The organism is Mesorhizobium sp. ESP-6-2 (genome assembly GCF_020164675.1).
Lineage (GTDB): Bacteria > Pseudomonadota > Alphaproteobacteria > Rhizobiales > Rhizobiaceae > Mesorhizobium.
In genome coordinates, this window is record NZ_JAIUGT010000009.1 from 285,497 (window position 1) to 305,879 (window position 20,383).

General features: G+C 62.4%; 33 protein-coding genes. All 33 read right to left on the minus strand.

Translation table 11 applies throughout. The features are described 5' to 3' along the window. Window positions 1-5: 5 nt before the first annotated feature. Entirely contained in the window at window positions 6-380 is a 375-nt protein-coding gene (gene crcB, locus LB532_RS23285) for a fluoride efflux transporter CrcB (RefSeq protein ID WP_224557234.1), read from the minus strand. Between the two features lie 67 nt (window positions 381-447). Further along, a complete protein-coding gene (locus tag LB532_RS23290) occupies window positions 448-1,278 on the minus strand; it encodes an aspartyl/asparaginyl beta-hydroxylase domain-containing protein (protein ID WP_140638054.1) in 831 nt (276 codons plus the stop codon). A gap of 157 nt (window positions 1,279-1,435) precedes the next feature. Continuing rightward, window positions 1,436-2,038: a DUF930 domain-containing protein gene (locus LB532_RS23295; RefSeq protein ID WP_224557236.1), complete on the minus strand. Its 603-nt coding sequence runs from the start codon at window positions 2,036-2,038 to the stop codon at window positions 1,436-1,438. Window positions 2,039-2,118: 80 nt separating this feature from the next. Beyond that, on the minus strand, window positions 2,119-3,426 hold the full coding sequence (locus LB532_RS23300) for a replication-associated recombination protein A (protein WP_140638053.1): 1,308 nt from the start codon (window positions 3,424-3,426) through the stop codon (window positions 2,119-2,121). 44 nt (window positions 3,427-3,470) lie between these two features. Continuing rightward, window positions 3,471-4,961, minus strand: coding sequence for a DegQ family serine endoprotease (locus tag LB532_RS23305; RefSeq protein ID WP_140638052.1), 1,491 nt, complete (start codon window positions 4,959-4,961; stop codon window positions 3,471-3,473). Between the two features lie 175 nt (window positions 4,962-5,136). Beyond that, entirely contained in the window at window positions 5,137-5,568 is a 432-nt protein-coding gene (gene rplQ / locus LB532_RS23310; protein WP_140548653.1) for a 50S ribosomal protein L17, read from the minus strand. Window positions 5,569-5,672: 104 nt separating this feature from the next. Further along, on the minus strand, window positions 5,673-6,683 hold the full coding sequence (locus tag LB532_RS23315) for a DNA-directed RNA polymerase subunit alpha (RefSeq protein ID WP_023682599.1): 1,011 nt from the start codon (window positions 6,681-6,683) through the stop codon (window positions 5,673-5,675). A 101-nt stretch (window positions 6,684-6,784) separates the two neighbouring features. Then, window positions 6,785-7,174 carry a 30S ribosomal protein S11 gene (rpsK, locus tag LB532_RS23320; protein ID WP_006205444.1) on the minus strand — a complete coding sequence of 130 codons (390 nt, stop codon included), beginning with the start codon at window positions 7,172-7,174 and terminating at the stop codon, window positions 6,785-6,787. Between the two features lie 139 nt (window positions 7,175-7,313). Next, entirely contained in the window at window positions 7,314-7,682 is a 369-nt protein-coding gene (rpsM, locus tag LB532_RS23325; RefSeq protein ID WP_006205445.1) for a 30S ribosomal protein S13, read from the minus strand. Window positions 7,683-7,873: 191 nt separating this feature from the next. After that, entirely contained in the window at window positions 7,874-8,482 is a 609-nt protein-coding gene (locus LB532_RS23330) for an adenylate kinase (protein WP_140638051.1), read from the minus strand. Beyond that, entirely contained in the window at window positions 8,479-9,819 is a 1,341-nt protein-coding gene (gene secY, locus LB532_RS23335) for a preprotein translocase subunit SecY (protein ID WP_140501275.1), read from the minus strand. The genes LB532_RS23330 and secY overlap by 4 nt, the downstream gene beginning before the upstream one ends. 191 nt (window positions 9,820-10,010) lie before the next feature. Beyond that, window positions 10,011-10,484 carry a 50S ribosomal protein L15 gene (gene rplO, locus LB532_RS23340; protein WP_140501273.1) on the minus strand — a complete coding sequence of 158 codons (474 nt, stop codon included), beginning with the start codon at window positions 10,482-10,484 and terminating at the stop codon, window positions 10,011-10,013. Between the two features lie 22 nt (window positions 10,485-10,506). Then, on the minus strand, window positions 10,507-10,704 hold the full coding sequence (gene rpmD / locus LB532_RS23345) for a 50S ribosomal protein L30 (RefSeq protein ID WP_006205449.1): 198 nt from the start codon (window positions 10,702-10,704) through the stop codon (window positions 10,507-10,509). Between the two features lie 24 nt (window positions 10,705-10,728). Then, window positions 10,729-11,292 (minus strand): 30S ribosomal protein S5, encoded by a 564-nt coding sequence (gene rpsE, locus LB532_RS23350; protein WP_006333394.1) that lies wholly within the window; start codon window positions 11,290-11,292, stop codon window positions 10,729-10,731. A 146-nt stretch (window positions 11,293-11,438) separates the two neighbouring features. Continuing rightward, window positions 11,439-11,798 carry a 50S ribosomal protein L18 gene (gene rplR / locus LB532_RS23355; protein WP_140638050.1) on the minus strand — a complete coding sequence of 120 codons (360 nt, stop codon included), beginning with the start codon at window positions 11,796-11,798 and terminating at the stop codon, window positions 11,439-11,441. A gap of 139 nt (window positions 11,799-11,937) precedes the next feature. Further along, the gene (gene rplF, locus LB532_RS23360; RefSeq protein ID WP_140501269.1) at window positions 11,938-12,471 is read right to left on the minus strand and encodes a 50S ribosomal protein L6; all 534 of its coding nucleotides are present in this window, start codon (window positions 12,469-12,471) and stop codon (window positions 11,938-11,940) included. A 92-nt stretch (window positions 12,472-12,563) separates the two neighbouring features. After that, the gene (gene rpsH / locus LB532_RS23365) at window positions 12,564-12,962 is read right to left on the minus strand and encodes a 30S ribosomal protein S8 (protein ID WP_006205453.1); all 399 of its coding nucleotides are present in this window, start codon (window positions 12,960-12,962) and stop codon (window positions 12,564-12,566) included. A 12-nt stretch (window positions 12,963-12,974) separates the two neighbouring features. Further along, the gene (rpsN, locus tag LB532_RS23370; RefSeq protein ID WP_013895695.1) at window positions 12,975-13,280 is read right to left on the minus strand and encodes a 30S ribosomal protein S14; all 306 of its coding nucleotides are present in this window, start codon (window positions 13,278-13,280) and stop codon (window positions 12,975-12,977) included. Window positions 13,281-13,307: 27 nt separating this feature from the next. Beyond that, on the minus strand, window positions 13,308-13,886 hold the full coding sequence (gene rplE / locus LB532_RS23375; RefSeq protein WP_023717521.1) for a 50S ribosomal protein L5: 579 nt from the start codon (window positions 13,884-13,886) through the stop codon (window positions 13,308-13,310). Next, complete coding sequence (gene rplX, locus LB532_RS23380; protein WP_006205456.1) at window positions 13,879-14,193, minus strand: 50S ribosomal protein L24; 315 nt, start codon at window positions 14,191-14,193, stop codon at window positions 13,879-13,881. The genes rplE and rplX overlap by 8 nt, the downstream gene beginning before the upstream one ends. An 11-nt stretch (window positions 14,194-14,204) precedes the next feature. Next, window positions 14,205-14,573, minus strand: coding sequence for a 50S ribosomal protein L14 (gene rplN, locus LB532_RS23385; protein ID WP_006205457.1), 369 nt, complete (start codon window positions 14,571-14,573; stop codon window positions 14,205-14,207). Window positions 14,574-14,645: 72 nt separating this feature from the next. Then, window positions 14,646-14,885: a 30S ribosomal protein S17 gene (gene rpsQ, locus LB532_RS23390; RefSeq protein WP_010909280.1), complete on the minus strand. Its 240-nt coding sequence runs from the start codon at window positions 14,883-14,885 to the stop codon at window positions 14,646-14,648. Between the two features lie 11 nt (window positions 14,886-14,896). Further along, complete coding sequence (gene rpmC, locus LB532_RS23395; RefSeq protein WP_006205459.1) at window positions 14,897-15,097, minus strand: 50S ribosomal protein L29; 201 nt, start codon at window positions 15,095-15,097, stop codon at window positions 14,897-14,899. 13 nt (window positions 15,098-15,110) lie between these two features. Next, on the minus strand, window positions 15,111-15,524 hold the full coding sequence (gene rplP / locus LB532_RS23400; RefSeq protein ID WP_027026963.1) for a 50S ribosomal protein L16: 414 nt from the start codon (window positions 15,522-15,524) through the stop codon (window positions 15,111-15,113). A 27-nt stretch (window positions 15,525-15,551) separates the two neighbouring features. Further along, a complete protein-coding gene (gene rpsC, locus LB532_RS23405) occupies window positions 15,552-16,280 on the minus strand; it encodes a 30S ribosomal protein S3 (RefSeq protein ID WP_140501263.1) in 729 nt (242 codons plus the stop codon). Beyond that, window positions 16,280-16,669: a 50S ribosomal protein L22 gene (gene rplV / locus LB532_RS23410; RefSeq protein WP_006205462.1), complete on the minus strand. Its 390-nt coding sequence runs from the start codon at window positions 16,667-16,669 to the stop codon at window positions 16,280-16,282. The genes rpsC and rplV overlap by 1 nt, the downstream gene beginning before the upstream one ends. Before the next feature lie 2 nt (window positions 16,670-16,671). Beyond that, a complete protein-coding gene (rpsS, locus tag LB532_RS23415; RefSeq protein WP_006205463.1) occupies window positions 16,672-16,950 on the minus strand; it encodes a 30S ribosomal protein S19 in 279 nt (92 codons plus the stop codon). Between the two features lie 16 nt (window positions 16,951-16,966). Further along, entirely contained in the window at window positions 16,967-17,800 is an 834-nt protein-coding gene (rplB, locus tag LB532_RS23420) for a 50S ribosomal protein L2 (protein WP_140501261.1), read from the minus strand. Window positions 17,801-17,822: 22 nt separating this feature from the next. After that, a complete protein-coding gene (locus LB532_RS23425; RefSeq protein WP_006205465.1) occupies window positions 17,823-18,116 on the minus strand; it encodes a 50S ribosomal protein L23 in 294 nt (97 codons plus the stop codon). After that, window positions 18,113-18,733, minus strand: a complete 621-nt coding sequence (rplD, locus tag LB532_RS23430) for a 50S ribosomal protein L4 (protein ID WP_140638049.1) — start codon at window positions 18,731-18,733, stop codon at window positions 18,113-18,115. Before rplD ends, LB532_RS23425 begins: the two co-directional genes overlap by 4 nt. After that, window positions 18,733-19,461: a 50S ribosomal protein L3 gene (gene rplC / locus LB532_RS23435; RefSeq protein WP_140638048.1), complete on the minus strand. Its 729-nt coding sequence runs from the start codon at window positions 19,459-19,461 to the stop codon at window positions 18,733-18,735. The genes rplD and rplC overlap by 1 nt, the downstream gene beginning before the upstream one ends. A 61-nt stretch (window positions 19,462-19,522) precedes the next feature. Continuing rightward, the gene (gene rpsJ, locus LB532_RS23440) at window positions 19,523-19,831 is read right to left on the minus strand and encodes a 30S ribosomal protein S10 (RefSeq protein ID WP_006205468.1); all 309 of its coding nucleotides are present in this window, start codon (window positions 19,829-19,831) and stop codon (window positions 19,523-19,525) included. 66 nt (window positions 19,832-19,897) lie between these two features. Further along, a partial coding sequence (locus tag LB532_RS23445; RefSeq protein WP_246679025.1) for an EF-Tu/IF-2/RF-3 family GTPase occupies window positions 19,898-20,383 on the minus strand: 486 nt, incomplete at its 5' end.

Genomic DNA, 20,383 nt, shown 5'->3' on the forward strand with positions numbered 1-20,383 from the left:
TAGCATTAAGGCAGGCTTCTTGCGAGCCAAAGACCCAAAAACAGGGCAATGATGGCGCCAATCACGCTGGCCAGCGCATATCCAAACGCCGGCAAGATGGCTCCCCGCTCCCACAAGGTCGCGAAATCGAGCGAAAAGGCGGAAAAGGTCGTGAAGCCGCCTAAGATGCCGGTGGCAACAAACAGCCTGACTTCGTTAGACCCGCCGCGGCGCGCCAGGGTGGCGATGAACAGGCCCATCGCGAACGAGCCGACGATGTTGATCGCCATCGTGCCCCAGGGATAATTGGGGCCGACAAGGCGCAGCGCGCCCATATTGGTCAGATGGCGGATGCCAGCGCCAATGCCGCCGCCGGCGGCCACGAGAAGCAGATTGAACATCGCCGTCTGTTGTCCCCGACTGTTCATACCTAGCCGGCGCGCCGGACACGTTTGAAAAACTTTCAGCTCAGGTGGTTTCGGCCTTTTTCGGCTTGGTCGAGCCGATCATCTTCCAGTTCTTGTAGAACATCGAATTGATGCGCTCGACGCTCACCGAGACGATGGCGAGAAGGCCGGCGATAAGCCTGGGGACCGGGGACGGCCTGATAATGTCCATGAATACGCAGTAGCGACGACCGTCATACTCATTGACCGACCGATGCAGCAGCGTGTCGTCGAAAATGAACAGCGGATTGTCGTGCCAGTAGTTCTTGACGTTGCCGCACTCGACGAAGATCTCTGACTTCACCGGAATGAGGTTGTAGAGGATGCGCAGGCTGAGCCGCAGCGGCCCGAAGTGCCAGGAAGTCGATTCGCGCTTGCTGAAAACGGAGACGGCTATGGTCTTGATGTATTTGAAATCCTTGTTGAACTCGGCGACGTTATCTATCCTGTGCTTGCCATACCATTGGTAGACATACATGCCGCGCCGGCCGGCGCCGAAATTGGCGTCGATGTCGGCGATGATTTCGGCCTTGCGCGCCTTGAAGACGTCAAGAACCTCGTTGACCTCGCGCTGATAATCCTGCGGGAACTGCTCCAGCTTCCACACGCCCGGATTTCTGTAGCACAGGAGATCGACCAGCAGGTTGAACGGCGAAAGCAGCCAGGTGAAGATGCCGTTGCCCAGGAAATAGCCGCTGAACAAGGACAGATTCTTGCGATCGTTGCGCAGCACGTCGATCAGGCCACAAACGACGAAAATCGTCGTGAGGATCGGAATGAAATAGAAGCCAAGGGCAAGGAGCGGGATGGCAATGGCGAATTTGCGAAGGGTCTTGCGAAGGGTTTTTGTCATTTTTCCACGCGCCGAGCGCGATCCTGTTGCGAATGAGATGCCCAAATCATGGCAACGGCCACCGCCCGACCGTGCGCCTTGATAAGGTTTTTTGGGTCACCGCACAACGGCCATGGTATCTGGCCGGGCTGGCTGCCTGGTGGAGCCTGCCGCGCTGTCAGTGCACCGCCGGCAAGCCAAGCTCGTCCCATTTCTCCCTGGCCACCGGATCGCCGACCAGGAACTCAAAGCCCATGACGCTTTCGCCGTCTGGTGCGAGCTGGCATTTGAATTTCAAACTGTACCAGTTTTTACGGCTGCGGAAAGCCGCGCCGTCGGCGGTGATCGTCGTGCCGGCGATTTTTTCCGCCGTAGTTGCGTAGGGCACCACCCGCTCCGGCTGGAAATCCGCACGCCATTGGCGGATCTGATCCATGGCCTCCAGATTACACAACTGCACCATGCGCTCGTCGGATGCGAAGGTCTTGAGATCGGCGCGGGCCTGCTTGCTGCGCGGATCGGCGAGCGTCTTGGCCGACAGCATTTGGGTCGGCCGGATCATGGCCGGTGCAGCGTGAGGTCGAGGCTGAACAGCGGCGGGAGCGGCCGGCGGCGATTCAGGCGCTTGCGTGGCCGGCACCTCCGGCTCATGCGGCCGAAGCGGCCTTGTCGAGACCTCGAACTGTCGCGGGGTCAGGATGTCGACCGTTACCTGCTCTTCCTCCGGTCGGGTCGGAAGCTTCGGCATTGGCATCGATAGAATCATGGCCGCGAGCAGCACGTGCAGAAGAACCGATGTGGAAATGCCCCAAGGCGAGGCCTCGTTTCGAACCGCAACCGCCACCGGCCGCCGCAAGCCGGCTATTCCCGCTCTTTGCGCAGCTTTGCCCAGTAGTCGAGCCGCTTCCTGATATCGCGTTCAAAGCCGCGTTCGGGTGGGTCGTAGAAGGTCTGGCGGCCCATCTTCTCCGGAAAATAGTCCTGGCCCGAAAACGCGTCCGGCTCGTCATGGTCGTAGCGATAGCCGGCGCCGTAATCCTCTTCCTTCATCAGCTTGGTCGGCGCGTTGAGGATGTGCTTTGGCGGCAGCAGCGAGCCATGTTCCTTGGCAGCGCGGGTGGCTGCTTTGAAGGCCGTGTAGACGGCGTTGGATTTAGGCGCGGTGGCGAGATAGACGGTCGCCTCGGCAAAGGCGAGTTCGCCCTCCGGCGAGCCCAGATAGTCATAGGCGTCCTTGGCGGCATTGGCGACGACCAATGCCTGTGGATCGGCAAGGCCGATGTCCTCCATCGCCATGCGCACCAGCCGGCGGCCGAGATAGAGCGGATCCTCGCCGGCGTCGAACATGCGCGCGAGATAGTAGAGCGCGGCATCGGGATCCGAGCCGCGCACCGACTTGTGCAGCGCCGAGATCAGATTGTAGTGGCCATCCTGGCCCTTGTCGTAGATCGGCGCGCGGCGCTGGACGATGCGTTGCAGTCCCTCCGGGTCGAACACCTCTCCGGGCTTGGCGGCGCGCCAGACTTCTTCCGCCAGCGTCAGGGATGCACGGCCGTCGCCGTCGCTCATGCGGATGAGCATCGTCCGCGCCTCGTCATCGAGCGGCAGCGCCCGGCCCTCCGTCTCTTCCGCCCGCGTCATCAGCTTGGCGATGCTCTCCTCGCCCAGCGAATGAAAGACCATGACGCGCGCACGCGACAACAAGGCTGCGTTCAGTTCGAAGGACGGGTTCTCGGTCGTGGCGCCGACCAGGACGACCGTGCCGTCCTCCATGACAGGGAGAAAGGAATCCTGCTGGGCGCGATTGAAGCGGTGGATCTCGTCGACGAACAGCAGGGTCTGGCGACCGTTGGCGCGGCGCAGCTTGGCCGCTTCGAACACTTTCTTCAGGTCGGCCACGCCGGAGAACACGGCCGAAATCTGCTCGAAGGCAAGGCTGGTTTCGCCAGCAAGCAGACGCGCCACCGTGGTCTTGCCGGTGCCGGGCGGCCCCCAGAAGATCATCGAGCCGAGCGAACCGGAATTGATCAGCCGGGTCAGTGCGCCATCGGGGCCGGTCAGATGCTCCTGGCCGACGACCTCGCCAAGGTTTTTCGGGCGCAACCTGTCTGCCAGAGGGCGGCCTGGCGGCGTCTTTTCCGGTTCATCGACACTGAACAGATCGGCCATGCACTTCTTTTGGGTTTGGAGCGCGATCTCTTCAGCGATCGAACTCAGTAACGCAACACCTGGCGCAGTATCTGCCCGCCGCGCTCGACGGTAAAGCGCCACCAGCGTGTATCCTGCTGGGAAGCCTGCGCCAGCGTCGCCGCCGAATCGATGGTCGTGCCGTTGACCTCGCGCACGATATCGCCCGGCTGGAAGCCGAAATCGGCGGCCGGCGAATCGCGATTGATGTCGACCACGGTGACGCCCTTGACGTCGGTGCGCAGGCCGAGCTTCTGAGCCAGCCGCGGCGACAATTCCGCGACCTTGGCGCCCGAGAACGGGCTGCGGCCATGCAGCGTCACCTCCGAGGGTTTTGCACCCTCGGGCGCGCGTTCCAGCGCGATGTCCATCGCCGCCTGCTGGCCTTTGGTCAGCACCGCGAAATTGGCCTTGGTGCCGATCGACAGCGTCGCCATACGATAGTCCAGCGCCTCGATGCTCTCGACCGGCTTGCCGTTGATCTGCAGGACCACGTCGCCAGGCTTCAATCCGGCCTTGCCGGCCGGCCCGGCCGCGTCAACGGACGAGACCAGCGCGCCGGCCGGCTTTTCCATGCCAAGCGATTCGGCGATCTGAGGCGTCACCGCTTCGAATTCGGCGCCTATGTAAGGCCGCTCGAAGAAATCGAGACCGGCCTTGGCGGCATCGGCGAAAGCGCGCACCATGTTGGCGGGAATGGCAAAGCCGATGCCGATCGAGCCACCGCTGCGGCTGAAGATGGCAGTGTTGATGCCGACCAGCTGGCCGCCCATGTTGATCAGCGCGCCGCCGGAATTGCCGGGATTGATGGCAGCGTCCGTCTGGATGAAATAACCCGAATCCGAAACGCCTATATGGCTGCGGGCAAGTGCGGAAACGATGCCGCTGGTGGTGGTCTGCCCGACGCCGAAAGGATTGCCGATGGCCAGCACCAGGTCGCCGACTTCGAGCGCATCCGAATCGCCGATGGCGATGACCGGGAATGGCTTGTCGGATTCGATCTTGAGCACGGCAAGATCGAGCGTCTCGTCCTTGAGCATCACCTTGCTGGTGAATTCGCGCCCGTCGGCGGTCGCGACCTTCACCTCGTCGGCATCCTTGATGACGTGGAAATTGGTGACGATGACGCCGCTCGGATCGACAAGCACGCCCGAGCCCAGCGAGGACTGCGCGCGCGGCTGCGCGCGACCGAAGAATTCTTCGAAGAACGGATCGCCTTCGAAAGGCGAAACCACCTTGGCCGTTTGCGAGGCATAGACATTGACCACGGCCGGCGCCGTCTGCTTGACCAATGGCGCGAACGACAACTGTACTTCCTCACGGCCGAACGGCACGCGCTTGTCGGGGCCTGAGGTGGCGTTTTCACCCTCGACGCCGTGCAGCAAGTCGGTCAGTACGTCGGAGAGACCCGGATCGGCCTTGGGGGCATCCTCGGCCAGTGCCTGCCGGACTGTCGACATGGTTGCGAACACCATGAAGGCGCAGAGCAGAACCAGGGACAGTCTTTTAGCGCGCATTGCGAATCCTCCGAGCGAGTTCGGGCGCATTGTCCCGACGAATGTGCAAAATAAAAGGCTAAGCCGCTGAAATCCGAATATTTTCACGCCGGCAGCCCAGTACGAGCGCGCCTGACACACGTAGACAAGCAAAAGGGGCCCGCAGGCCCCTTTAAATCATTTGGAAGACGAAGCCTTACGCGGCCGCGGCTTCCTCGTTGGCGCCCTCGGCTTCGAGGCGAGCGCGGTCGCCGGCGCCCTTGGCGTCCGTGTCGCGGTCGACGAACTCGATGACCGCCATCGCGGCATTGTCGCCGTGGCGGAAGCCTGCCTTCATGATGCGCAGATAGCCGCCATTGCGGGTGGCGTAGCGCGGCGCGATGGTGTCGAACAGGCGCTTGACGACGCCTTCATTGCCGATCTGCGCGATCACCTGGCGGCGGGCGTGCAGGTCGCCGCGCTTGCCGAGCGTCACCAGTTTCTCGACGATTGGACGCAGGTCCTTCGCCTTCGGCAGGGTGGTGACGATCTGCTCGTGCTCGAGCAGCGACACGGCGAGGTTGGCGAACATTGACTTGCGGTGGCTTACGCTGCGGGCGAAGCGACGGCCTTTGAAACCGTGGCGCATGGCTCTTTTCCTTCTTCAGTTGTTCAAGAGGCCACGGCCCCTGATGATTTTCTGCATGACCGTCGGATCGAGCGGCTCACGCCGCCGATCCTTGGAATTCATGCTCAATATTGATCTTCGTAACGCTTGGCGAGGTCTTCGATGTTTTCCGGTGGCCAGTCCGGCACCTCCATACCGAGGTGCAGGCCCATCGCCGCCAGGACTTCCTTGATCTCGTTCAGCGACTTGCGGCCGAAGTTCGGGGTGCGCAGCATCTCGGCTTCGGTCTTCTGGATGAGATCGCCGATGTAGACGATGTTGTCGTTCTTCAGGCAGTTGGCCGAACGCACCGAAAGCTCGAGTTCGTCGACCTTCTTGAGCAGCGCCGGGTTGAAGGCGAGCTCGGTGACGGCTTCGGTGGCGACTTCCTTCTGCGGCTCGTCGAAATTGACGAACAGGCCAAGCTGGTCCTGCAGGATACGGGCGGCGAAAGCCACCGCGTCCTCGCCCGAGATCGAACCGTCGGTCTCAATGGTCATGGTCAGCTTGTCGTAGTCGAGAACCTGGCCCTCGCGGGTGTTCTCGACCTTATAGGAGACCTTCTTGACCGGCGAATAGAGGCTGTCGACCGGGATCAGGCCGATCGGCGCATCCTCGGCGCGGTTGCGGTCGGCCGGCACGTAACCCTTGCCGGTGTCGACGGTGAATTCCATACGGATTTCAGCGCCTTCGTCCAGCGTGCAGATGACGTGGTCGGGATTGAGGATCTCGACGTCGCCCACCGTCTGGATGTCGCCGGCGAGAACCGCACCCGGGCCCTGTTTGCGAACGACCATGCGCTTGGGACCGTCGCCTTCCATGCGGATGGCGATTTCCTTGATGTTGAGGACGATGTCGGTCACGTCCTCGCGCACGCCGGCGATGGACGAGAATTCATGCAGAACGCCGTCGATCTGTACGGCCGTGACTGCCGCCCCGCGCAGCGAAGACAGAAGCACGCGACGCAACGCGTTGCCGAGCGTGAGGCCGAAGCCGCGTTCGAGCGGCTCGGCCACCAGCGTGGTCAGCGTCTTCTTCTTCGACGAGAACTCGATCTTGTTCGGCTTGATCAGTTCCTGCCAATTTTTCTGGATCATGATGCTTTCCTTCCGTTGACCCGCCACCATCCAATCGTGGCGGGCGACCTGGAAAACCGCGGAGGAACGCTTCTGGCGTTCACGCGGCGTTCGGTAATTCCTTAGACGCGGCGCTTCTTGCGCGGGCGGCAGCCATTGTGCGGGATCGGCGTCACATCACGGATCGAGGTGATGGTGAAGCCCGCCGCCTGCAGGGCGCGCAGCGCCGATTCACGGCCGGAGCCAGGTCCGCAGACCTCGACCTCGAGCATGCGCATGCCATGTTCCTGGGCCTTCTTGGCAACATCCTCGGCAGCCATCTGGGCAGCGAAGGGGGTCGACTTGCGCGAACCCTTGAAGCCCTGGGCACCGGCCGACGACCAGGCGATCGAATTGCCCTGCGCGTCGGTGATGGTGATCATGGTGTTGTTGAAGGTCGAATTGACGTGGGCAACGCCCGACGAGATGTTCTTGCGTTCGCGACGGCGAACACGAGCGGCTTCCTTGGCCATGGTATTCCTTTCAGTTGATCTCTACACCGCCGTAATGCCAGCGGCTCCACCTAGGAAAGGCAGTAGGGGAGTAGGGCAGTAAGGGAATAGGGAAAACAATCCCTACTGCCTTACTGCCCTATTCCCTTACTCCCCTAAATTACTTCTTCTTGCCGGCGATCGACTTGGCCGGGCCCTTGCGGGTGCGTGCATTGGTGTGCGTACGCTGGCCGCGAACCGGCAGCGAGCGACGGTGACGCAGGCCGCGGTAGCAGCCGAGGTCCATGAGCCGCTTGATGTTCATCGACACTTCGCGGCGCAGGTCGCCCTCGACCTGGTAGTCGCGGTCGATCGTCTCGCGGATCTGCAGCACTTCCGCGTCGGTCAGCTGGTTGACGCGGCGCTCGGCCGGGATGCCGACCTTGTCGACGATTTCCTGGGCGAACTTCTTGCCGATGCCGTGAATGTACTGAAGCGCGATGACAACGCGCTTGTTGGTCGGAATGTTGACGCCGGCTATACGAGCCATGTTCTTCTCATCTCCATATGGGCCGGACGAACCGGCGCTGTCTGCGTTGCCCCGCGTCCGGTGGAGGCCGGCCCTTGCGGGAGTTTCCTGGTCAAAAACAGCTGCCCTGCCCTTGCGGGCAAGCAAACTCCATGCCTGACAGGAAGACGGGCCGCCATACCCCAGCGGACCGCTTCAGTCAAGCACAATCTCTATTTGGCCGCTGCGGCCTCTTTCACCGTCGCCGCGAGCACGGCTTCGATCTCCGACGTCACGGCATCGATACCAGCCATGCCGTCCACGCTCTTCAGCCGGCGCTTGGCATAATAATAGCCGATCAACGGAGCGGTCTTCTTGTAATATTCCCGCAGGCGCTCCTCGAACACCGCCGGATTGTCGTCCTTGCGCACCGGCTGACCGGCTGCCTTGGCCTCATCGGCGCGCTTGACGATACGGCCGACCAGCGCCTTGTCGTCGACGACAAGCTCTATGACGGTGTCGAGCGCGATGCCACGTTCGTCAAGCATCGATTCAACCGCATCAGCCTGCACCAGCGTACGCGGGTAGCCGTCGAGGATGAAACCATTGGCGCAATCGGGCTGGTCAATGCGCTCGGCCACGATGGCGTTGACGATGGCATCCGAGACCAGCTCGCCGGCATCCATGACCGCCTTGGCGCGCTTGCCGACTTCGGTACCGGCCTGGACTGCGGCGCGCAGCATGTCGCCCGTGGAAAGCTGGGGAATGCCGTGTCTCTCTACCAGTCTTTGTGCTTGTGTCCCCTTGCCCGCTCCTGGCGGCCCAAGCAAAATCAACCTCATCTGGCTTTCTTCCCCCCGCGCAGCTTCGACTTCTTGATCAGGCCTTCATATTGGTGCGCGATCAGGTGGCCCTGAATCTGCGCAACCGTGTCGAGCGTGACACTGACCACGATCAGAAGCGATGTGCCACCAAGGTAGAATGGTACGCCAGTCGCCGAGATCAGGAACTCCGGCAGCAGACAGACCAGCACCAGATAGATGGCACCGACGACAGTGATGCGGGTAAGAACGTAGTCGATATAGTCGGCGGTGCGCTCGCCCGGACGGTAGCCGGGGATGAAGCCGGAGTGCTTCTTGAGCTGGTCGGCGGTGTCCTTCGGGTTGAAGACGATCGCGGTGTAGAAGAAGGCGAAGAACACGATCATCGCCGCGTAGAACAACATGTAGAGCGGCTGGCCATGGCCGAGCGAGGCCAGGATGGTGCTGGCCCAGGCCGGCATGTTCGTGGTCTGCGAGAAGCCGGCGACGGTCGCCGGCAGCAAGAGCAGCGACGAGGCGAAGATCGGCGGGATGACGCCCGACGTGTTGAGCTTGAGCGGCAGGTGCGAGGTGTCGCCTTGGAACATGCGGTTGCCGACCTGACGCTTCGGATACTGAATCAGCAAGCGGCGTTGGGCGCGCTCGAAGAATACGATGAGCGCGATGACGACGATGGCCAGCACGATGATCGCCAGGATCAGGCCGGTCGACAGCGCGCCGGTGCGGCCGAGTTCCAGCGTGCCGGAGATGGCATGCGGCAGGCCGGCGACGATACCGGAGAAGATGATCAGCGAAATGCCGTTGCCGATGCCGCGCGCGGTGATCTGCTCGCCGAGCCACATCAGGAACATGGTGCCGCCGACCAGCGTGACGACGGTCGAGATGCGGAAGAACATGCCGGGATCGCTGACGATGCCGTTGCCGCCTTCAAGCCCGACCGAAATACCATAGGCCTGCACCAGCGCCAGGAGCACCGTGCCGTAGCGCGTGTACTGGTTGATGACCTTGCGGCCCTGCTCGCCTTCCTTCTTCAGCGCTTCCAGCGACGGGATAACCGATGTCATCAGCTGCATGATGATGGAGGCGGAAATGTAAGGCATGATGCCGAGCGCGAAGATCGCCATGCGTTGCACGGCGCCGCCGGCGAACATGTTGAACATGCCGAGCACGCCCTTGCTCTGCGAGGAGAAGGCCTGGGCGAAGGCGTCGGGATTGATGCCGGGAAGCGGGATGTAGGTGCCGAGCCGGTAGACGAGCAGCGCGCCGACGGTGAACCAGATTCGTTTCTTCAGGTCCTCCGCTTTGGCGAAGGCCGAGAAATTCAGATTCGAGGCTAGTTGTTCAGCAGCCGAAGCCATGCCCGATTCTCCGCTTGGTCACGCTTGATGGCCCTAAGGTCAGGCGGCGCGTGTCACCGAAGCTCACGAGATAAGCTCCGGACTGTAAACATGCAAGCGGCCGCGTTGACGCGGCCGCCATATTGAACAGGTCGAAGCGCGATCGAAAGCAAAACCGGATCCGGCCTTGCCGAGCGCGCTTCAAATTGCTGTTACTCGGCGGCCGCCTCTTGCGGCAGCTTGACCGAACCGCCGGCCTTTTCGATCTTCTCGATCGCGGCCTTGGAAGCGCCGGCCACATCAAAGGCGAGCTTCGCCTTGAGATCGCCATCCGACAGCACACGCACGCCGTCCTTCACGCGACGGATGACGCCGGCGGCGACCAGCGCCTCGGCCGTCACGGTCGCCTTCGCATCGAGCTTCTTGGCGTCCACAGCGGCCTGGATACGGGCCAGCGAGACGACAGTGAAGCTCTTGGCGAAGATGTTGTTGAAGCCACGCTTCGGCAGGCGCCGATAGAGCGGCATCTGGCCACCCTCGAAGCCGTTGACGGCAACGCCGGAGCGCGCCTTCTGGCCCTTGACGCCGCGACCGGCGGTCTTGCCGGAACCGGAGCCGATGCCGCGGCCGAGACGCTTCTTCGAATGCGTCGCGCCGTCCTTGTCACGCAGATCGTTGAGTTTCATCTTGCTTCTCCTGCGCCTGTGCTCAGCCCTCGTCCACGACGCGGACGAGATGCTGGACGGCAGCGATCATGCCGCGCACGGAAGGCGTATCTTCCAGCGTGCGCTGCTTGTGCATCTTGTTGAGGCCGAGGCCGACCAGCGTCGCGCGCTGCTCCTTCGGGCGGCGGATCGGCGAACCGATCTGCTCAACGGTGATGGTCTTGGTTGCTTTCTTGGCCATGGTCAAAATCCCTGGTCAGATCGACTATTCTTCAGCCGCAACGGCGGTGCCGCGGCGGGCCTGAAGGGTCGAATACTTGATGCCGCGCGCGGCAGCCACATCCTTGGGATGCATCTGGCTCTTCAGCGCATCGAAAGTGGCGCGAACCATGTTGTAGGGGTTCGACGACCCCATCGACTTGGCGACCACATCATGCATGCCGAGCGTCTCGAAGACGGCGCGCATCGGGCCGCCGGCGATGATGCCGGTACCCTGCTTGGCGGCGCGCAGCAGAACGCGGCCGGCGCCCCAGCGTCCCTCGACGTCGTGGTGCAGCGTGCGGCCCGAGCGCAGCGGCACGAAGATCATGTCGCGCTTGGCCGATTCGGTCGCCTTGCGAATGGCTTCCGGCACTTCGCGCGCCTTGCCGTGACCGAAGCCGACGCGGCCCTTCTGGTCGCCGACGACGACGAGTGCTGCAAAGCCGAAGCGGCGGCCGCCCTTGACGACCTTGGCGACACGGTTGATGTGGACAAGCTTGTCCACCATGCCGTCATCGCGCTCTTCACGATCGCGGCCGCGGCCGCCATCCCTACGTTCCTGTGCCATATCCTGTTCCTTGTTCTTTTCCGGAAGCACGGGTTGCTGAATGCCGACGCCTCATTGCGGGTCGCCGACGGTGAAATCATCATTCCCTTGCATGATCCTTTCCGAAAAGTCTGCAACTTTCTGCCGACCTTCGGTCCGGATCAGGCTTAGAAGCTCAAGCCGCCTTCACGAGCCGCCTCGGCCAGCGCCTTGACGCGGCCGTGATAGATGTACGGGCCGCGGTCGAAGACGACTTCCTTGACGCCTGCCTTGGCAGCGCGCTCGGCGATCAGCTTGCCAATCGCGGCAGCGGCAGCGGTATCGGCGCCGGTCTTGAGCGAACCCTTGAGGTCCTTCTCGAGCGTCGAGGCCGCAACGATGGTGTGGCCCTTGGCGTCGTCGATGACCTGGACGTAGATGTTCTTCGACGTGCGGTGAACCGACAGGCGCGGACGCTCGCCGGCGACCTTCTTGATCTGGCGGCGGACGCGCTGCGCGCGGCGCTGAGTTGCTTCCTTGGTACCCATGATGGTCTTCCTTGCCTTCAGAAAACGGGGGCCGCCCTGTGCGGTAGGCGAAAGCGCCTCCCGCGACCGCTCCCCGCGGCGTTACACTTCCTGGCTTGGCCCCTTCCGAAAAGTCTGCACCTTCCCTGGGCCAAACCCACTACTTCTTCTTGCCTTCCTTGCGGACGATCTTCTCGCCTGCGTAGCGGACGCCCTTGCCCTTGTAGGGCTCGGGACCACGGTATTCGCGGATCTCCGCGGCCACCTGGCCAACCTGCTGCTTGTCGATGCCGGCCACGGTGATTTCGGTCGGCTTCGGGACGGTGATGGTGATGCCTTGCGGCGTCTCGTAGACGACGTCGTGGCTGAAGCCGAGCGCCAGCTGCAGGTTCTTGCCCTGCAAGGCGGCGCGATAGCCGACGCCGGTGATCTCGAGCTTCTTCTCGAAGCCGTCCTTGACGCCCTGCAGGATGTTGACGATCTGCGTGCGCGACATGCCCCACTTGGAGCGGGCGGTCTTGGACTGGTCGCGCGGCTCGACAGCGATCTCGCTGCCTTCCATCTTGACCAGCACTTCGTCGTTGACCACGAACTTCAGCTCGCCCTTGGGGCCCTTCGCCGTCACGGTCTGGCCGTTGACGGTCGCGGTCACGCCCTGCGGCAGCGAAACGGGTTTCTTTCCAATACGAGACATTTTGTTGTCCTCGTCACTTCTCTTGTTTCAGGTCTCTGTCTTCGGAACGATCCGAAGACCGGATTCCATTTTTTCGGGATCACGCTGCCGGATCAGAAGATCTGGCAGAGGATCTCACCACCGACGTTCTGTTCGCGCGCTTCGTGGTCGGCCATCACGCCCTTGGGCGTCGAAAGGATGGCGATACCGAGGCCGTTGGCGACATGCGGGATCGACTTGGCCGAAACGTATACGCGGCGGCCCGGCTTCGAGACGCGGGCGATTTCGCGCACGACCGGCGCTCCGTCGAAATACTTCAGCTCGATCTCGATTTCGGACTTGCCGTTGTCGAAGTCGGTCTGGCTGTAGTCGCGGATATAGCCTTCAGCCTTCAGCACGTCGAGGACGCGGGTGCGCAGACGCGAGGCCGGCGTCGACACGCTCGACTTCTTGCGGCCATAGGCGTTGCGGATGCGGGTCAGCATATCGCCGAGAGGATCGCTCAATGACATGTTATGTCCTCCTTACCAGCTCGACTTGACCAGGCCCGGGATCTGGCCGTTATTGCCGAGATCACGAAGCGCGATGCGCGATACTTTGAGCTTGCGATAGTAGGCACGCGGGCGGCCGGTGACTTCGCAGCGGTTGCGGATGCGGATCTTGGCCGAGTTGCGCGGCATGGCGGCAAGCTTGAGCTGAGCGCGGAAGCGCTCTTCCATCGGCTTGGACTGGTCCATGATTATCGCCTTCAGGGCAGCGCGCTTGGGACCGTACTGGTCGGCAAGCTTGCGGCGCCTGTTGTTCTTCTCGACTGAGCTGGTCTTTGCCATTTCAGATTTTTCCTTTTCTCGCTGCCGTTACTGGCGGAAGGGGAAGTTGAAGGCCTTGAGCAGTGCCCTGGCTTCGTCGTCCGTCTTCGCAGTCGTACAAACGATGACGTCCATGCCCCAGATCTGATCAACCTTGTCGTAGTTGATCTCCGGGAACACGATGTGTTCCTTGATGCCCATGGCGTAGTTGCCACGGCCATCGAAGCTCTTCGGATTCAGTCCACGGAAGTCGCGGACGCGCGGCAGCGCGATGTTCACGAGGCGGTCGAGGAACTCGTACATGCGTTCCTTGCGCAGCGTGACCTTGGCGCCGATCGGCATCTTCTCGCGGACCTTGAAGCCTGCGATCGAATTGCGGGCGCGGGTGACGACGGCCTTCTGGCCGGCGATCATCGCCAGATCCTCGGCCGCAATCGAAGGTTTCTTCGAATCGCCGGTCGCTTCGCCAACGCCCATGTTCAGCACGATCTTGTCGATGCGCGGAACCTGCATCTCGTTGTCGTAGCCGAACTGCTCCTGCAAGGCCTTGCGGATGGTCTCGTTGTAGACCTGCTTGAGGCGCGGCGTGTTCTGGGCAGTCGCCTGCTTGGTTTGAGCCTTAGCCATTGATGACTTCTCCCGAGCGCTTGGCGACGCGCACCTTCTTGCCGTCCTTCTGGAAGATGAAGCCGACACGGGTCGGCTTGCCATCCTTGGGGTCGGCCAGCGCGATGTTCGACAGCTGGATCGGCGCTTCCTTGGTGATGATCCCGCCCTCTTGGGACTGGGACTGCTTCTGGTGACGACGGATCATGTTGACGCCGCGCACCAGCGCGGTGTCGTCCTTCGGCTGCACCGACAGGACTTCGCCCGAACGGCCCTTGTCCTTGCCGGCCAGCACGACGACCTTGTCGCCTTTTCTAATCTTCTGCATTGGTCGGCTCCTTACAGCACTTCAGGCGCGAGCGAGATGATCTTCATGTGGTTCTTGGCGCGGAGTTCGCGCGGAACCGGTCCGAAGATACGCGTGCCGATCGGCTCTTTCTTGTTGTCGACGAGAACGGCCGCGTTCTTGTCGAAACGGATCACGCTGCCGTCCGGGCGGCGGATGTCCTTGGCCGTGCGAACCACGACCGCCTTCATCACATCGCCCTTCTTCACGCGGCCGCGCGGGATGGCTTCCTTGATCGACACCACGATGATGTCGCCTACGGAAGCGTATTTCCGCTTCGAGCCGCCCAGCACCTTGATGCACATGACACGACGGGCGCCGGAATTATCCGCGACGTCGAGGTTTGTTTGCATCTGAATCATGACTGGCCGCCTTCTTCTTTTCTAACGGGACGGGTGCTTCACCCCTCCCCGGTCTGTCCAAAATTCGGTTTCTTACGCCTGGTCCGAAGACACGACGATCCAGCGCTTGTCCTTGGAAATCGGCTTCGATTCCTGGATGAACACCTGATCGCCGACCTTGTGGGCGTTGTTCTCGTCGTGCGCCTTGTACTTCTTGGTCATGCGCACGGTCTTCTTCATCACGGGATGCGTGAAGCGCCGTTCGACCTTGACGACAACCGTCTTCTCGTTCTTGTCGCTGACGACGGTGCCCTGCAGAATGCGCTTTGGCATGGTTTTCGTCCTTAAGCCTTCTTAGCCGCGGACTTTTCCGCAGCGATGGTCTTGATACGCGCAATGTCCTTGCGGACCTGCCTCACGCGCGCGGTCTTTTCGAGCTGGCCGGTCGCCTTCTGGAAGCGCAGGTTGAACTGCTCCTTCTTCAGGCTGGCCAGGTCGTCGGTCAGCTGGTCCTGGGTCTTGGTCCGGATGTCTTCGGCTTTCATGATCAGCCCGTCCTTATTCTGCGATGCGCTGTACGAAGCGCGTCCTGACCGAGAGCTTGGCCGCGCCGAGACGCAGTGCCTCACGGGCGGTTTCTTCATTGACGCCGTCGATCTCGAACATGATCCGGCCCGGCTTGACGCGCGCCGCCCAGTAGTCGACCGCGCCCTTGCCCTTGCCCATGCGGACTTCGGTCGGCTTCGAGGTGACCGGCAGATCCGGGAAAATACGGATCCAGACACGGCCGGCGCGCTTCATCTCGCGGGTGATCGCGCGGCGGGCCGCTTCGATCTCGCGCGCTGTGACGCGGTTCGGCTCAAGCGCCTTCAGCCCGAAACCACCGAAATCCAGGTTGGTGCCGCCCTTGGCGGTACCGTGGATGCGGCCCTTGAACTGCTTGCGGAACTTTGTGCGCTTTGGCTGCAGCATCGTTCTAACTCCAAATTCCTAAATGTCTCAGGCGTTTTCGCGACGACGACCGCGTTCGCGATCACCACCACCACCGCCATGCGCATGATCGCCCTCGGTCGCGCGGCGCTCCGAAGCCATCGGGTCGTGCTCGAGGATCTCGCCCTTGAACACCCACACCTTGACGCCGCAGATGCCGTACGCCGTATTCGCCTCGGCCGTGCCGTAGTCGACATCGGCGCGCAGCGTGTGCAGCGGCACGCGGCCTTCGCGGTACCATTCCATGCGCGCGATTTCGGCGCCGCCGAGACGGCCCGAGCAGTTGATGCGGATGCCTTCGGCACCGAGGCGCATCGCCGACTGCACGGCACGCTTCATGGCGCGGCGGAACGCGATGCGGCGCTCGAGCTGCTGGGCGATCGACTGCGCGACCAGGGTCGCGTCGATCTCCGGCTTGCGCACTTCGACGATGTTGAGGTGCGTCTCGGACTTGGTCATCTCCATCAGCTTCTTGCGAAGCTTCTCGATGTCGGCGCCCTTCTTGCCGATGATCAGACCCGGGCGCGCGGCATGGATGGTGACGCGGCACTTCTTGTGCGGACGCTCGATCACGACCTTCGAGATGGCAGCCTGCTTGAGCTCCTTCTCGAGGTACTTGCGGATCTTGATGTCCTCATGCAGCAGCTTGCCGTACTCGCCGGTGTTCGCGAACCAGCGCGAATCCCAGGTGCGGTTGATGCCGAGGCGAAGACCGATCGGATTGACTTTCTGGCCCATTATGCGGCCTCCCCTTTTTCTTCGACTTCACGAACGACGATCGTGAGGTGCGAGAACGGCTTCTCGATACGGCTGGCGCGACCACGGCCCCGGGCATGAAACCGCTTCATGACGATCGACTTGCCGACATAGGCTTCCGCCACGATCAGCGCATCGACGTCGAGGTCGTGGTTGTTTTCCGCGTTGGCGATCGCCGATTCCAGCGTCTTCTTGACCGTGCCGGAAATCCGCTTGGCCGAGAATTCCAGGTCGGAAAGCGCTGTCGCGACCTTCTTGCCGCGGATCAGCGCGGCAACCAGGTTCAGCTTCTGCGGGCTGATACGGATCGTGCGCAGAACGGCGCGCGCTTCGTTGTCAGCAAGCCTGCGCGGAGCTTTGGCCTTGCCCATGATTATTTCCTCTTCGCCTTCTTATCCGCGCCGTGACCGTAGTAGGTCCGCGTCGGAGCGAATTCACCGAACTTGTGACCGACCATGTCCTCGTTCACCGAGACGGGAACATGCTTCTGGCCGTTGTAGACACCGAAGGTGAAGCCGACGAACTGCGGCAGGATGGTGGAGCGACGGCTCCACATCTTGATCACCTCATTGCGACCACCTTCACGAACCTTGTCCACCTTCTTGAGAAGGTAGCCGTCGATGAAGGGGCCTTTCCAAATAGAACGAGTCACTTGGCGTTACCTCTTCTTAGCTCTTGCGCTGATGGCGCGAGCGCAGGATGAACTTGTCGGTCGCCTTGTTGGACCGCGTCTTCTTGCCCTTGGTCGGCTTGCCCCACGGCGAGACCGGATGACGGCCACCGGAGGTGCGGCCTTCACCACCGCCATGCGGGTGGTCGACCGGGTTCATGGTCACGCCGCGATTGTGCGGGCGCTTGCCACGCCAAACCGTGCGGCCGGCCTTGCCGTCGTTGATGTTGCCGTGGTCCGGGTTGGACACGGCACCGACGGTGGCCATGCAGGAGCCGTGAACGACACGCTGCTCGCCCGAGTTGAGGCGCAGGATCGCCATGCCCTGGTCGCGGCCGACGAGCTGGGCGTAACCGCCAGCCGAACGGGCGACCTGGGCGCCCTTGCCCGGCTTCAGCTCGATGTTGTGGACGATCGTGCCGACCGGCATGGAGGCCAGCGGCATTGCATTGCCGGGCTTCACGTCGACCGCTTCGCCAGCCACGATCTTGTCGCCGGCGGCAAGGCGCTGCGGGGCGATGATGTAGGACAGCTCGCCGTCGTCATACTTGATCAGCGCGATGAAGGCGGTGCGGTTCGGATCGTATTCGATGCGCTCGACCGTGCCGACCACATCGAACTTGCGGCGCTTGAAGTCGATGATGCGGTACGAACGCTTGTGACCGCCGCCGATGAAGCGGGCCGTGATGCGGCCGTAATTGTTGCGGCCACCCGACTTGGTCAGGCCCTCGGTCAGGCCCTTGACGGGCTTGCCCTTGTAGAGGCCCGAGCGGTCGACGATGACCAGCTGACGGGTGCTCGGCGTTATCGGGTTGAATTTTTTAAGTGCCATTGTCCTGTCCTCGCGGCCTTGCTCAGAGACCCGTCGCGACGTCGATCGACTGGCCATCGGCCAGTGTCACTACCGCCTTCTTGACGTCGCTCTGGCGGCCGATCGTGCCGCGGAAGCGCTTGATCTTGCCCTTGCGGACAAGCGTGTTCACGGCCATCACCTTGACGCCGAACAGCGCTTCGACGGCGGCCTTGATTTCCGGCTTCGACGCCTTCTTGGCGACGTTGAAGACGACCTGGTTCTGCTCGGAAGCCATGGTCGACTTTTCGGTGATCGCCGGGCTGACGATTACGTCGTAATGACGAAGGTCGGTCATTTAAAGCGCTCCTCGAGAGCCTCGACGGCGGCCTTCGAAAGGACCAGCGTGCCGCGGCGCAGAATGTCGTAGACGTTGATGCCCTGGATGGGCAGCACGTCGATGTTCGGGATGTTGGTCGCGGCCAGCTTGAAGTTCCGGTCGAGCTCGGTGCCACCAATCACCAGGGCGTTCGTCAGGCCCAGCGTCGCGAAATTCGCGATCAGCGCCTTGGTCTTCGCCTCGGTCAGCTTCAGCTCGTCGATGACGATGATCGACGCGCTCTTGGCCTTGGCAGAGAGAGCATGCTTGAGGCCGAGCGCGCGAACCTTCTTCGGCAGCTCATGTTCGTGGCTGCGAACGACCGGGCCGTGAGCCTTGCCGCCGCCGCGGAACTGCGGAGCGCGTGCCGAATGGTGACGGGCGCGGCCCGTACCCTTCTGCTTGTACATCTTGGCGCCGGTGCGCGCGATCTCGGCGCGACCCTTGGCCTTGTGCGTGCCCTGCTGCTTCTTGGCGAGCTGCCAGCGCACGACGCGCTGCAAAATGTCCTCGCGCGGATCAAGGCCGAAAATCTCCTCGGAGAGTTTCACCTTGCCGGCGTCCTTGCCGCCCAGCGTTGTGATCTTGAGATCCATTATTCCGCTCCCTCTGTGGCCGGAGCCTCATTCTTCGTGCCCATAGCGGCAGCAACTGGGCGGATCGCGGCGGGCTTCGGCGCATTGGCCGGAAGCGCCACCTTGGCGGCGTCGCGAACCAGGATCCAGGCACCCTTCGACCCGGGAACCGCGCCGCGGATCAGGATCAGGCCGCGGTCGGCATCGGTCGAGACGATCTCGACGTTCTGCGTGGTGACGCGCGTGTCGCCCATGTGGCCGGCCATCTTCTTGCCCTTGAACACCTTGCCGGGGTCCTGGCGCTGGCCGGTCGAGCCGTGCGTGCGGTGCGAGACCGAGTTACCGTGGGTCGCGCGGCCACCACCCATGTGGTGGCGCTTGATGACGCCCTGGAAACCCTTGCCGATCGTCGTGCCGGTGACGTCGACCTTCTGGCCGGCGACGAAATGCTCGACGGTGATCTCGGCGCCGACATCGATCATGTTGTCGGCGGAGACGCGGAACTCGGCAAGCTTGGCCTTCGGCTCGACGGAAGCGGTCGCGAAATGGCCGCGCATCGCCTTCGACGTGTTCTTCACCTTGGCAAGGCCAACGCCGAGCTGAACGGCGGTATAGCCATTCTTCTCCTGCGTGCGCTGCGCCACGACCTGGCAGTTCTCCATCTGGAGAACGGTGACGGGAACATGTTCCCCGGCATCGTTGTAGATGCGGGTCATTCCCACCTTCTTTGCAATCACACCTGAACGCATCGGTTCAATTCCTTTAGAGTTCCGGGCCAGGGGCACCGCCCCTTACCGCGCTCTCATTCCCTTAGAGCTTGATCTCGACGTCGACACCGGCGGCCAGATCGAGCTTCATCAAAGCATCGACGGTCTGCGGGGTCGGATCAACGATATCGAGCAGACGCTTGTGCGTGCGCATCTCGAACTGCTCGCGGCTCTTCTTGTCGACGTGAGGCGACCGGTTGACCGTGAACTTTTCGATCCGCGTCGGCAGCGGAATGGGGCCGCGGACGTTGGCACCGGTGCGCTTGGCCGTCGACACGATTTCGCGCGTCGAGGCGTCGAGCACCCGGTGATCAAACGCCTTCAGGCGGATGCGGATATTCTGTCCGTTCATGCGTCACTTCCTTGTTCTGGCGCGGCGCGGGCACCCGCGCCCGCGACAGATCGGTTTAAGTCCAAATTACTCTTTGATGGTGACGACGATGCCGGCACCGACGGTGCGGCCGCCTTCACGGATGGCGAAGCGCAGCTTCTCTTCCATGGCGATCGGCACGATCAGCTCGACGTCGACCGTGATGTTGTCGCCAGGCATCACCATCTCGGTGCCGGCCGGCAGCGACACGATGCCGGTCACGTCGGTGGTGCGGAAGTAGAACTGCGGACGGTAGTTGGTGAAGAACGGCGTGTGACGGCCACCCTCGTCCTTGGTCAGGATGTAGGCTTCGGCCACGAACTTCTTGTGTGGCTTCACCGAACCGGGCTTGGCCAGAACCTGGCCGCGCTCGACACCTTCACGGTCGACGCCGCGCAGCAGCGCGCCGATGTTGTCGCCGGCCTGGCCCTGGTCGAGCAGCTTGCGGAACATCTCAACGCCCGTGCAGGTCGTCTTGGTGGTCGGACGGATGCCGATGATCTCCAGCTCCTCGCCGACCTTGACCACGCCGCG

Coding starts and splice junctions, on each gene's coding strand:
- rpsQ (WP_010909280.1), bottom strand. CDS start 14,885: ATGCCAAAGCGCATTCTGCAGGGCACCGTCGTCAGCGACAAGAACGAG.
- rplN (WP_006205457.1), bottom strand. CDS start 14,573: ATGATTCAGATGCAAACAAACCTCGACGTCGCGGATAATTCCGGCGCC.
- rpsJ (WP_006205468.1), bottom strand. CDS start 19,831: ATGAACGGACAGAATATCCGCATCCGCCTGAAGGCGTTTGATCACCGG.
- rpsK (WP_006205444.1), bottom strand. CDS start 7,174: ATGGCCAAGGAAGCCGCTCGTGTTCGCCGTCGCGAACGCAAGAACATC.
- LB532_RS23305 (WP_140638052.1), bottom strand. CDS start 4,961: ATGCGCGCTAAAAGACTGTCCCTGGTTCTGCTCTGCGCCTTCATGGTG.
- LB532_RS23300 (WP_140638053.1), bottom strand. CDS start 3,426: ATGGCCGATCTGTTCAGTGTCGATGAACCGGAAAAGACGCCGCCAGGC.
- rpsE (WP_006333394.1), bottom strand. CDS start 11,292: ATGGCACAGGAACGTAGGGATGGCGGCCGCGGCCGCGATCGTGAAGAG.
- secY (WP_140501275.1), bottom strand. CDS start 9,819: ATGGCTTCGGCTGCTGAACAACTAGCCTCGAATCTGAATTTCTCGGCC.
- rplF (WP_140501269.1), bottom strand. CDS start 12,471: ATGTCTCGTATTGGAAAGAAACCCGTTTCGCTGCCGCAGGGCGTGACC.
- rpsC (WP_140501263.1), bottom strand. CDS start 16,280: ATGGGCCAGAAAGTCAATCCGATCGGTCTTCGCCTCGGCATCAACCGC.
- rpmD (WP_006205449.1), bottom strand. CDS start 10,704: ATGGCCAAGAAAGCAACCAAGACCATCACCGTTGAGCAGATCGGTTCG.
- rplC (WP_140638048.1), bottom strand. CDS start 19,461: ATGCGTTCAGGTGTGATTGCAAAGAAGGTGGGAATGACCCGCATCTAC.
- rpsN (WP_013895695.1), bottom strand. CDS start 13,280: ATGGCAAAGACCAGCTCAGTCGAGAAGAACAACAGGCGCCGCAAGCTT.
- rplX (WP_006205456.1), bottom strand. CDS start 14,193: ATGCAGAAGATTAGAAAAGGCGACAAGGTCGTCGTGCTGGCCGGCAAG.
- rpsH (WP_006205453.1), bottom strand. CDS start 12,962: ATGTCATTGAGCGATCCTCTCGGCGATATGCTGACCCGCATCCGCAAC.
- rplP (WP_027026963.1), bottom strand. CDS start 15,524: ATGCTGCAGCCAAAGCGCACAAAGTTCCGCAAGCAGTTCAAGGGCCGC.
- crcB (WP_224557234.1), bottom strand. CDS start 380: ATGTTCAATCTGCTTCTCGTGGCCGCCGGCGGCGGCATTGGCGCTGGC.
- rplD (WP_140638049.1), bottom strand. CDS start 18,733: ATGGATCTCAAGATCACAACGCTGGGCGGCAAGGACGCCGGCAAGGTG.
- rpsM (WP_006205445.1), bottom strand. CDS start 7,682: ATGGCTCGTATAGCCGGCGTCAACATTCCGACCAACAAGCGCGTTGTC.
- LB532_RS23315 (WP_023682599.1), bottom strand. CDS start 6,683: ATGATCCAGAAAAATTGGCAGGAACTGATCAAGCCGAACAAGATCGAG.
- rplE (WP_023717521.1), bottom strand. CDS start 13,886: ATGGCTAAGGCTCAAACCAAGCAGGCGACTGCCCAGAACACGCCGCGC.
- LB532_RS23290 (WP_140638054.1), bottom strand. CDS start 1,278: ATGACAAAAACCCTTCGCAAGACCCTTCGCAAATTCGCCATTGCCATC.
- rplQ (WP_140548653.1), bottom strand. CDS start 5,568: ATGCGCCACGGTTTCAAAGGCCGTCGCTTCGCCCGCAGCGTAAGCCAC.
- rplB (WP_140501261.1), bottom strand. CDS start 17,800: ATGGCACTTAAAAAATTCAACCCGATAACGCCGAGCACCCGTCAGCTG.
- rpmC (WP_006205459.1), bottom strand. CDS start 15,097: ATGAAAGCCGAAGACATCCGGACCAAGACCCAGGACCAGCTGACCGAC.
- rplV (WP_006205462.1), bottom strand. CDS start 16,669: ATGGGCAAGGCCAAAGCTCCGCGCAGGCTTGCTGACAACGAAGCGCGC.
- rplO (WP_140501273.1), bottom strand. CDS start 10,484: ATGAAACTCAACGATCTGCGTGACAAGGACGGCGCGACGCATTCGAAG.
- LB532_RS23425 (WP_006205465.1), bottom strand. CDS start 18,116: ATGACCGACCTTCGTCATTACGACGTAATCGTCAGCCCGGCGATCACC.
- rplR (WP_140638050.1), bottom strand. CDS start 11,798: ATGGGTACCAAGGAAGCAACTCAGCGCCGCGCGCAGCGCGTCCGCCGC.
- LB532_RS23330 (WP_140638051.1), bottom strand. CDS start 8,482: ATGAGGTTGATTTTGCTTGGGCCGCCAGGAGCGGGCAAGGGGACACAA.